We start from the raw sequence: 8,967 nt of genomic DNA on the forward strand, positions 1-8,967 counted from the left end.
GGTCGCCATGTCGCTGAGCTCGCTGCTCGTGGTGGGCAACAGCCTTCGGCTGCGCACCTGGGAGCCGGGGCGCGGGAAGAACCACGGAGGGCGTCGGTGAGGGTGTCCGAACGTCTCGGGGTGTCCGAGCGTCTCAAGGTGTCCGAGCGTCTCAAGGTGTCCGAGCGTCTCAGGGTGTCCGAACGTCTCAGGGTGATCGGCCCGCCGGTCGGCGCGGCGGCGCTGGCCCTGGTCCTGCTCACCGGGTGGTCGGCCTTCGGCTGGGCGGGCCGTGCCCGCCCGGTGGAGGCCTCGCCGGGCTGGGTCCTGCTGCCGACGGCGGGGGCCGGCTCCGCCACGGCGGCCTTCTTCACGATCCGCAACCCGGGCGACGTGCCCGACGAACTGACCGGCGCCAGCTGGGAATTGGGTGGCAGCGTCACCCCGAAACGGCATCTGCACCAGGGGGCGGCCGGCCGCTGGGAGCTGACCCCGGCGCTGCCGGTGCCGGGCGGCGGCGAACTGCGGATGACGCCGGAGGACGCGGACCTGGTGATCGCCGACCCGCCACCGCTGCGGGCCGGCCAGTGGGTGGAGTTCACCCTCACGTTCCGCCACAGCCCGCCGCTGCGGCTCGGCGCGCAGGTGCTGCCGGCGGCCGAGCGGCCGCGCTGACCGGCCGCGCGGAAGAGCGGCGCCGACCGGCCCGCGATGCGGACCGGTCGGCGGGGGCCGGGCGGGAAAGGCCCGGGCCGGGGGAGGTGGGAGCGGGGAAGCCCCGGGGAAGCCCGCGCGGGGAAGGCCCGGCCACGGCTCAGGCGGGGCGCTCCCCGAGGGTCTCCTCGACCGCCCGGCGCGGGGTGGCCGCGCCGGGCGGTCCGTAGCCGACCCGCAGGACCAGCTGGACGTGGCCCGGCCCGCCGGCCGGGTCGCGCAGCGCCCAGCGGGTGTCCGGCCACTCGATCGCCTGGTGCCAGACGGTGAGCCGGACGCCGTGCAGCGTGGCCAGCAGCCAGACCCGCTCCAGCGCCTGCCCGGTGCGCAGCCAGTCCGGCGGGCCGTCGCCGGGAGTGCTGAGGGTGCACAGCTGGGGCAGCGCCTCGAAGCGCCGGGAGGGCTGCGCGGGAGCCTGCGGCGGGCGCCCGCCGAACTCGCGCATCGGCACCCGGGCGTCGTGGTCCTGGGGGCCGAGCGCCGCCCGCGGGATGCCGTCCTCGGCGGTGCCGTCGTCGGGCCGCAGCCAGGACCGGGACTCGGCGCTGCGGCCCGGATCGGCGGTGTTGCGGCTCTCGGCCTCGGCGGTGAGCGACTGCACCCGCCGTACGCCCTCCTCCTCCAGCGCGGCCAGCGTGACGCCCTCCGCGCCGGCGGCGTCGATCAGCTCGCCGATCACCGCCTCGGGCACGTCCCGCTGGGTGAAGGGTTCGCGGCTGGAGTGCCGGGCGGCGATCGCGGGGTAGAGGTCACGGCCGAAGGGCGTGGGCGCGGCGGCCGGGCGGGAGAGGTCGAGCACGGCGAGCAGTTCGGGGTCGGCGGGGTCCGGCAGCAGCCGGACCAGCGGTTCCCGGTCCAGCTGCCCGGCCGCCACCCGCAGGTTGAACACGGCCGCGCCGACCGCGATGTGCGCCCCGGCGCCGGCCGGGTCGGCCAGCGGCACGGAGCGCCCGGGGTCGGCGTACACGGCGAGCCCGCGCCCGTCCGGGGTCGGCACGAAGCGCCAGGGCTGGCTGTTGTGCAGGGACGGCGCCGCGCCGCCGGCGGCGGCGAGCAGGCGCAGGTCGGCCGCGCCGAGCATCTGGGTGAGAGCCGGGTCGAGCGTCATGGCGATCCACTCCTTCAACCGCGGGGCTTCGGCTTCGCTCCCGGGCGGGCGCACCCGTCCGGAGTTCCCGCTGCTTCCGAGCGTGCGCGCCCGAGGCACGCCGGGGACAGGGCCCTTGGGCCCGTCCTGGAGCCCGTCCGGTGGACAGGAGACGGGGGCAGATCCACCGGACGGGCCGTCCGTCACCCGTGCGGGACGACCGCGACGGGGGCTTCGGCGTGGTGCAGGACGGCGTGCGCGACCCGGCCGAGCCGGGGGCCGAACTCGATCGGGCGACGGCCCCGGCCGACCACGACCAGCGCGGCGCCGGCCGAGGCCTCGACCAGGGCGCGGGCGGCGCCGAGCTGCACGTCCTCGACCACCTCGACGTCGGGGTGCCGCTCGCGGGGGCCGGCCAGGGCGAGCGAGAGCAGCTCGGCCTCCAGCGCCTCCAGCTGGCCGAGCTCGGCGGCCGGGACGGCGCCGCCCGCGTAGCCGAACACCGGCGGCAGGTCCCAGCCGTGCACCGCCCGGACCCGGGCGCCGCGCAGGGCCGCCTCGCGGAAGGCGAAGTCGAGCACCTCCGCCTCCGGGTTGTGGGCGTCGACGCCGACCACCACCTCGCCCCGGCCGCCCTCGCCCTCCTCGCGCACCACGACCAGCGGCACGGTGCTGCGCCCGGCCGCCGACATGCTGACCGAGCCCAGCAGCAGCCCGGTGAAGCCGCCGCGGCCGCGGGAGCCGAGCACCAGCAGGTCCGCCTCGGCCGCGGCGGCCACCAGGCCGTCGACCGGCGCGTCCAGGACGGCGTCGGTCTCCACGGTCAGGTCCGGGTGCAGGGCGCGGACGTCCTCGGCGGCCTCGGCCAGGGTGCGGCGGACGGCCTCGGGCAGGTCGTCCGACTCGGCGAAGGAGGAGACGCCGTCGGTCAGCCACGGCCAGGCGTGCGCCAGGCGCAGCGTGGCGCCCCGGCGTACCGCCTCGGCCGCCGCCCAGTGGGCCGCCGCGGTGCTCTGCGGCGAGCCGTCGACCCCGGCCAGCACGGTTGACGTCATGACTGTTCCTCCACACTGTCGACACGCTGTCGACGCTCGGCGGTTCGGTGCGGGCCGCGGTGCGCTCTGACGCCCCGTCCGCTCCTCCCCCACCCTGGCAGTGACGCGCGGCCCGGCGGCAGAGGCCGCAGGACCCTGCGCGGCGGGACGAAAGGCCCGCCCGTCGGAGCCTACGGCCGACCCCGCCGTCCTCACCACAGGCACCAGGGCACTACCGTGAACACGGCAATCCCGCTGGTGACGCCGCCCGGGGCGGACCGGGCCGGCGGGGACGGCCGTCCGCCGGGCGGACGGGGCGCGTCCGGACGGTGGACGGGCCGGTCGGGGCAGGACTCAGGGCAGGACGACGAGGAGGACAGCGGTGGGCGGAGCGGACGGCAGCGCGGCGGGTGGCGGCGCGCGGATGCCACGGCTGCGCCTGGACGAGCTGCTGGAGGAGCTCCAGTGGCGGATCGACGCGGCGCGCGGCACCCAGAACCGGGTGCACAGCCTCCTGGAGGCGGTGCTGGCGGTCGGGCGCGAGCTGGACCTGGCGCAGGCGCTGCACCGGATCGTGGAGGCCGCGGCCGACCTCGTGGACGCCCGGTACGGGGCGCTCGGGGTGATCGGGCCGGACGGGCACACCCTGTCGCAGTTCCTGACGGTGGGCCTGACCGCGGAGGAAATAGCCGAGATCGGCCCCCCGCCGTCGGGCCGGGGCATCCTGGGCGAGCTGATCCGCGAGCCGCGGCCGCTGCGCTGCCCGGTGCTGTCCGAGCACCAGGCCTCGGTCGGCTTCCCGCCGAACCACCCGCCGATGCACACCTTCCTCGGGGTGCCGGTGCGGGTGCACGGCGAGGTGTTCGGCAACCTCTACCTGACCGACAAGCGCGGCGGGCTGGACTTCGACGAGGACGACGAGGCGGTGATCGCCACCCTGGCGGTCGCGGCCGGGGTGGCGATCGACAACGCCCGGCTGTACGAGGAGGCGCAGCTGCGCCAGCGCTGGCTGCGGGCGAGCACCGAGATCACCCGCAGCCTGCTGTCGGGGGCGCCGCGCCTGGAGGTGGTCGAGCTGATCGCCCGCCGGGCCCGGGAGATCTCGGGCGCCGAGCTGGCGGACGTCTCGGTGGCGCTGGCCGGTCCGGACGAGCGGGCCGAGGAGCTGACGGTGGAGGTCGCACTGGGCGGCACGCCGGCCGCGCGGCTGGGCGTGACGGTGCCGGTGGACGGCACCCTGTCCGGCGCCGCGTACGCCTCCGGCTCGCCGGCCACCAGTGACGAGCTGGCCTGCGACCCCCGGTTCACGGCCGGCCCGGCGGGCCGCTTCGACGGGCTGGGCGCGGCGGTGGCGGTGCCGCTGGGCACCGGCGCCGGGTACGGCCGGGGCGTGCTGCTGCTGGCCCGGGCGCAGGGGGAGCCGGCCTTCGGGCCGGAGGAGACCGGCCCACTGCTGGGCTTCGCCGACCAGGCCGCGCTGGCCCTGGAGCTGGCCGAACGGCGGCGCGACGCCGAGCAGTTGAACCTGCTGGAGGACCGCGACCGGATCGCCCGGGACCTGCACGACCTGGCGATCCAGCGGCTGTTCGCGACGGGGATGACGCTGCAGAGCGCGGGCCGGCTGATCGAGAGCCAGGCCGCGGCGGACCGGGTGGCCCGGGCGGTGGCCGACCTGGACGAGACCATCAAGATCATCCGCTCGACCATCTTCGGGCTGCGCGCCCACAGCGAGCCGGACCGCGGCCTGCGCGCCCGCGCCACCCGGGTGGTCACCGAGGCCCAAGGGCCGCTCGGCTTCGCGCCCCGGCTGAGCATGGAGGGCCTGCTGGACACCGACGTGCCGCAGGAGCTGGCCGGGCACGTGGTCGCGGTGCTCGCCGAGGCGCTCAGCAACGCCGTCCGGCACGCGAAGGCGTCGCGGGTCGAGGTGACGCTGCGCGCGCTGGCCGGGCGGGTGGTGCTGACGGTGACGGACGACGGCGTCGGCGTGCCCGAGGGCGGGCGGCGCAGCGGGCTGCGCAACCTGGCCGAGCGCGCCGACCGGGTCGGCGGCACCTTCACCGTCGACCCGGCCGAGGGCGGCGGCACCCGGCTGGCCTGGGAGGCCCCGATCGGGTCCTGAGCCGCCGCCCCGGGCGGGTCAGGCCCGCAGGGCGCCCAGGAAGCCCAGCAGGTGGGCGTTGAACTCCTCCGGCCGCTCCATGTTCGGGTAGTGCCCGGTGCCCTCGACGATCACCGCGCGGCCGTCGACGACGGTGCGCACCACCCGTTCGGCCAGGCAGATGTGGTCCACCGAGTCGACGCCGCCGTTGATCGCCAGCAGCGGGACGGTGATCCCGGTCAGCCGCTTCCAGGTGCCGGTCACCGGCACCAGGTACTGGGGGTCGTCGGGGGTGTGCTTGGCGACGGTGTTGCGGGTCATCTCCTTGAGCCGGCGCACCACCTCCGGGTCGACCTCCTCCAGGCCGCGGTGCGGCCCGGAGGCGAGGCGGGTGAAGGAATCGAGCCAGCGCTCGCCGTCGCCCGCGGCGAGCGCGGCGTTCTGCTCGTCGCGCAGTTCGCCGAGCCACGGGTCGCCGAACTCGGACTCGCCGGTGCCGTTGCCGCTGATCACCAGCGCGCGGACCAGCTCGGGGTGTTCGAGGGCCAGGTCGAGGGCGATCGTCCCGCCCATGGAGAGCCCGACCACCGTCACCGGGCCGAGGCCGAGGTGGCGCAGCAGGTCCGCCAGGTCGTCGGCGGGGCGGAAGGGCCGGCTCGCGTTGTCGGAGGCGCCGTGGCCGCGGGTGTCCGGCGCGATCACCCGGTGGTGCGGGAGCAGGGCGGGGAGCTGGTCCGCCCAGCTGCGGTGGTCCAGCAGGCCGCCGTGCAGCAGCACCACCGGTTCGCCCGTACCGGCGTCGAGGTAGGCGAGGCGGCCGTGGCCACTGTCGAAGGAACGCAGGTCGTCAAGGGAACCGGTAACGGCGGGTTCAGTCATGACGACAATTTTAGGTCGAGTGACCTATATTTGTCTGCATGAGCACCGGACCCGGCCCCGAAGGCCTCCCCGCACACCCCACCTTCCCCTCCGACCGCCTCAGCCACAACCCCGACGGCCCCGTCCTGCTGGTCGGCGGCTACGGCACCGTCGGCACCGAACTCGCCCGACTCGCCTCCCCCGACTGGCCGTTGCTGCTCACCGGCCGCTCCGAACGGCGCGGCGCCGCGCTCGCCGACGAACTGGACGACGCCACCGCCCGCCGCTGGGACCTCACCGACCCCGAGCCGTTCACCGCCGCCGTCCGCGCGGTGGTCGGGGTGGTCAACGACCCGGACGACCGGGTGCTGCGGGCCGCCGTCCGCGCGGGCGTCCCGTACGTCGACGTCACCCGCTGGACCGCCCGGCTCCAGCGCGCGGCCACCCTCGCCGCCCTGCTCCGCCCGACCGCCCCGGTGCTGCTCTCCTCCGCCTGGATGGGCGGGGTGACCAGCCTCGTCGCCGCCGCCCTGGCGGACCGCCTCGGCGGTGCCGAGCGGATCGAGACCGCCATCCGCTGGGACCTCGCGGACCGGGCCGGCGCCGACTCGGTGGAGTTCATGGACCGCCTCGGGCTCGACTACGAGGTGGTGCAGGACGGCCGGCGCCGCTCCGTCGCGCCGCTCAGCCGCCCCCGCACCGTCCGGATCGGCGACGCCCCGACCCTGGTCGCCGGGATCGACACCCCCGAGCAGTTCACCCTCCCCCTCACCCTGGGCGCCACCACCGCCACCACCCGGATCGGCTTCAGCTCCCGCTCCTCCACCACCGCCCTGCTGGCGGCCCGGCACGCCGGACTGTTCCGCTGGGGCCGCGGCGAGCGCTGGGAACCGGCCCGCCGCGCCCTGCTGTACTCCCCCGGCGAGGGCGGCACCGCCCTGCTGCGCACCGACGTCGGCCACGGCGGGCGCACCCTCACCGCCACCGTCGAGGACCGGGCCGGCCAGGCCCGGCTCACCGCCGTCGGCGCCCTGCTCGCGCTGCGCCGGGCCCTCGGCACCGACGGCGCCCCACCGCCCGCCGGAGTGGCCTTCCCCGAGCAGACCCCGCTCCCCGGGCAGGTGCTCGCGGACCTCGCGGCGCTGGACGTCACCGTCACGGTCACCTCCGCCGACGGGCTGCCCGGCACCGGGGAGGCGGCATGAGCAGCGTCCGGGGCCTGAGCGGCAAGGGTGCCCAGCGCCGGGAGCAACTCCTGGACGCCGCCGAGGAGTTGCTGGTCACCGCGGGCGGCGGCGAACTGTCCATGCGGGCGGTGGCCGGCGCCGCCGGCGTCCGCCTCGGCCACCTCCAGCACTACTTCCCGACCCACGCCGAGCTGGTGGCCGCCGTCCTGGAACGCGTCCTCGGCCGCTCGGTGGAACGGCTCGGCCCGCTGCTCGACCCGGCCCGCGAGGAGGACGCCCCGCTCCGCGAACTCCTCGCCGAGCAGCAGGACGACCGGCTGGTCCGGCTGTTCGCCGAACTGTGGGCACTGGCCGCCCGGGACCCCTCGGTGGCCGCCGCCGTCCGGGCCTTCTACGACCGCTACCGGGAGCTCGTCGCCTGCTTCCTCGCCGAACGCCACCCGGCCCTGACGGAGGAGCAACGGCACGCCCGGGCCCGGGTGTTCATCATGCTGATCGAGGGCGCCTCGCTCTTCCGCTCCGGGCTGGCCGGCCTCCCGGACCCGGCCGCGGACGCCGAACTCCTGCGCACGGCCCGGGCGTTGCTCGGCCCGTGACCGTACCGGAGGCCCGGGCGGGGGGCGGGGGGCGGCCTGCCGGTCGGCCCGGATCGGGCCTAGCGCCCCCGGGAACGACCGGCAGGACGGGTGTCGACGACGCACGCCACGGCCGCCATCCGCTCCCGGTTCGGCTACTCGCCCGGCGCGAGCCGGCCACGACGGCCGGCGGTGGCCTTCGCGGCAGCCCGGCGGGCGGCTTCGCGCAGGGCCTCGGGCGCATGACCACGCCCTTGCCGTCCGCCTGGACCACTCGTCGCACGGCTGCCCGGGAGCGGTGTCCGGGTCCGGTACCGGCCTCACCGGCGGCCCCGGGCAGCGCTCTCAAGGGGTGCCCGGCCCGGTGGCGAGACCACCGCCCCGCATGCCCGGCAAGACGTATCCGTCGTTCTCGTCCCAGGGGACATCGAGGTCGTCCAGGTGCACGTGCCACCGCGCTCCTGGCAGGGAACGGCGCAACTCGGTCACGGCGTCCAGCACATGGGCGATCACCGGCAGTGCGCTGCTGGGATCGAACGGCATCTTCGTGGACCCGGCCACGACCTCGCCCGGCTCGCTGCCGGAGCCGTCGTACAGGTGGAGGCCCTCCTCGTCCTGGTACGGGAAGGACGACATGCGGGCGGCGACAATCCGCTCGACAGTGGCCGTCTCGGCCTTCGTCAACGGCACCGCCCGGCTCGCGCGGTAGTAGAGAGAGACGCTCATGCCGCGAGGGTACCGAGGAGGTATGACGACGCCTGCCGTGCGAGCCGCATGTCCTGGCCGAACAGCGGGCCCGCGATCGCTCTCCCGCGCTGAAGCCCACGTGCTCGACCGCGGTGCGGCCGAAGGTCCTCCGCCTACTTCATGAACGCCATCACCAGTGGGTCCGACTCCGGCGCGATGTAGTCGCATGTCGGGAAGTCGACGTGGCAATGATCGCTCGCATCCGCCTCGGAGGCGAAACTCTCAACGTTCTCGGCGAAGAGGTCGAGAGCTTCCCGACCTCCCTGGATCCTCAGGATCCGGGCTTCCGTGACGATCGAAACGGTGGCCCGCTCCGGATCCTCCAGCAACGCGATCCCGGACAGCGACCTCTCGTACGGAAAGGGGCGCTGGTTCTCCGAGAGACCACAGCTCCCGGCCCGCCCTCGCAGCAGTTGCCCGAATACCAGCAGTCCTTGACGCGTCCCGGAGAGCTCGAGCTCTCCGGTGTCCCCGCTGTACAGAACCTGCAACACCGCATCCCCCTCCGACCTGTCGATCGTACCGATCACCGCGACGGTCCCGAAGGAAAGGACCTAGGGCGTGTCTGACAATTGGCGTCGGATCAGCGTGCGGCGTTGGGGTGCGTGCATCGCAAGGCGGAGGAGGGAGCCACTGCGGTGGGGGCACCTCCCGGCCGGAGGCTGGGGGCCATTGGCGACCGACG

At 75.9% G+C, this 8,967-nt stretch carries 9 protein-coding genes and 1 pseudogene; 4 read left to right on the forward strand and 6 right to left on the reverse strand.

Annotated elements, in window-relative coordinates; translation table 11 throughout:
* Nucleotides 1-174 precede the first annotated feature (174 nt).
* Entirely contained in the window at nucleotides 175-654 is a 480-nt protein-coding gene (locus ACWD4P_RS36995; protein ID WP_449782661.1) for a copper chaperone PCu(A)C, read from the forward strand.
* Nucleotides 655-793: 139 nt separating this feature from the next.
* Here ACWD4P_RS36995 and ACWD4P_RS37000 read toward each other — a convergent pair whose 3' ends face one another.
* Nucleotides 794-1,801 carry an Acg family FMN-binding oxidoreductase gene (locus ACWD4P_RS37000; RefSeq protein ID WP_449782662.1) on the reverse strand — a complete coding sequence of 336 codons (1,008 nt, stop codon included), beginning with the start codon at nucleotides 1,799-1,801 and terminating at the stop codon, nucleotides 794-796.
* Nucleotides 1,802-1,983: 182 nt separating this feature from the next.
* Nucleotides 1,984-2,835 (reverse strand): universal stress protein, encoded by an 852-nt coding sequence (locus ACWD4P_RS37005; protein WP_359827747.1) that lies wholly within the window; start codon nucleotides 2,833-2,835, stop codon nucleotides 1,984-1,986.
* Nucleotides 2,836-3,238: 403 nt separating this feature from the next.
* Between ACWD4P_RS37005 and ACWD4P_RS37010 the strand changes: the two genes are divergently transcribed.
* Nucleotides 3,239-4,936 carry a sensor histidine kinase gene (locus ACWD4P_RS37010; protein WP_359827756.1) on the forward strand — a complete coding sequence of 566 codons (1,698 nt, stop codon included), beginning with the start codon at nucleotides 3,239-3,241 and terminating at the stop codon, nucleotides 4,934-4,936.
* Nucleotides 4,937-4,954: 18 nt separating this feature from the next.
* Here the strand turns inward: ACWD4P_RS37010 and ACWD4P_RS37015 are convergent, their stop codons facing one another.
* On the reverse strand, nucleotides 4,955-5,794 hold the full coding sequence (locus ACWD4P_RS37015) for an alpha/beta fold hydrolase (protein WP_449782663.1): 840 nt from the start codon (nucleotides 5,792-5,794) through the stop codon (nucleotides 4,955-4,957).
* Nucleotides 5,795-5,832: 38 nt separating this feature from the next.
* Here ACWD4P_RS37015 and ACWD4P_RS37020 point away from each other — a divergent pair, with 38 nt between their 5' ends.
* On the forward strand, nucleotides 5,833-6,978 hold the full coding sequence (locus ACWD4P_RS37020; RefSeq protein ID WP_449782664.1) for a saccharopine dehydrogenase: 1,146 nt from the start codon (nucleotides 5,833-5,835) through the stop codon (nucleotides 6,976-6,978).
* The gene (locus ACWD4P_RS37025) at nucleotides 6,975-7,556 is read left to right on the forward strand and encodes a TetR/AcrR family transcriptional regulator (protein WP_359827743.1); all 582 of its coding nucleotides are present in this window, start codon (nucleotides 6,975-6,977) and stop codon (nucleotides 7,554-7,556) included. Before ACWD4P_RS37020 ends, ACWD4P_RS37025 begins: the two co-directional genes overlap by 4 nt.
* Before the next feature lie 19 nt (nucleotides 7,557-7,575).
* On the opposite strand, the pseudogene ACWD4P_RS37030 reads toward ACWD4P_RS37025, so the two are convergent.
* The 3 genes and pseudogenes from ACWD4P_RS37030 to ACWD4P_RS37040 all read right to left on the reverse strand — a co-directional run.
* Nucleotides 7,576-7,809 (reverse strand): annotated as a pseudogene (locus ACWD4P_RS37030) (ISKra4 family transposase); the annotation flags it as partial.
* 71 nt (nucleotides 7,810-7,880) lie between these two features.
* Complete coding sequence (locus ACWD4P_RS37035) at nucleotides 7,881-8,261, reverse strand: hypothetical protein (protein WP_449782665.1); 381 nt, start codon at nucleotides 8,259-8,261, stop codon at nucleotides 7,881-7,883.
* 134 nt (nucleotides 8,262-8,395) lie between these two features.
* A complete protein-coding gene (locus tag ACWD4P_RS37040; RefSeq protein ID WP_449782666.1) occupies nucleotides 8,396-8,812 on the reverse strand; it encodes an Imm32 family immunity protein in 417 nt (138 codons plus the stop codon).
* Nucleotides 8,813-8,967: the final 155 nt, after the last annotated feature.

Source organism: Kitasatospora sp. NPDC002543 (assembly GCF_053594915.1).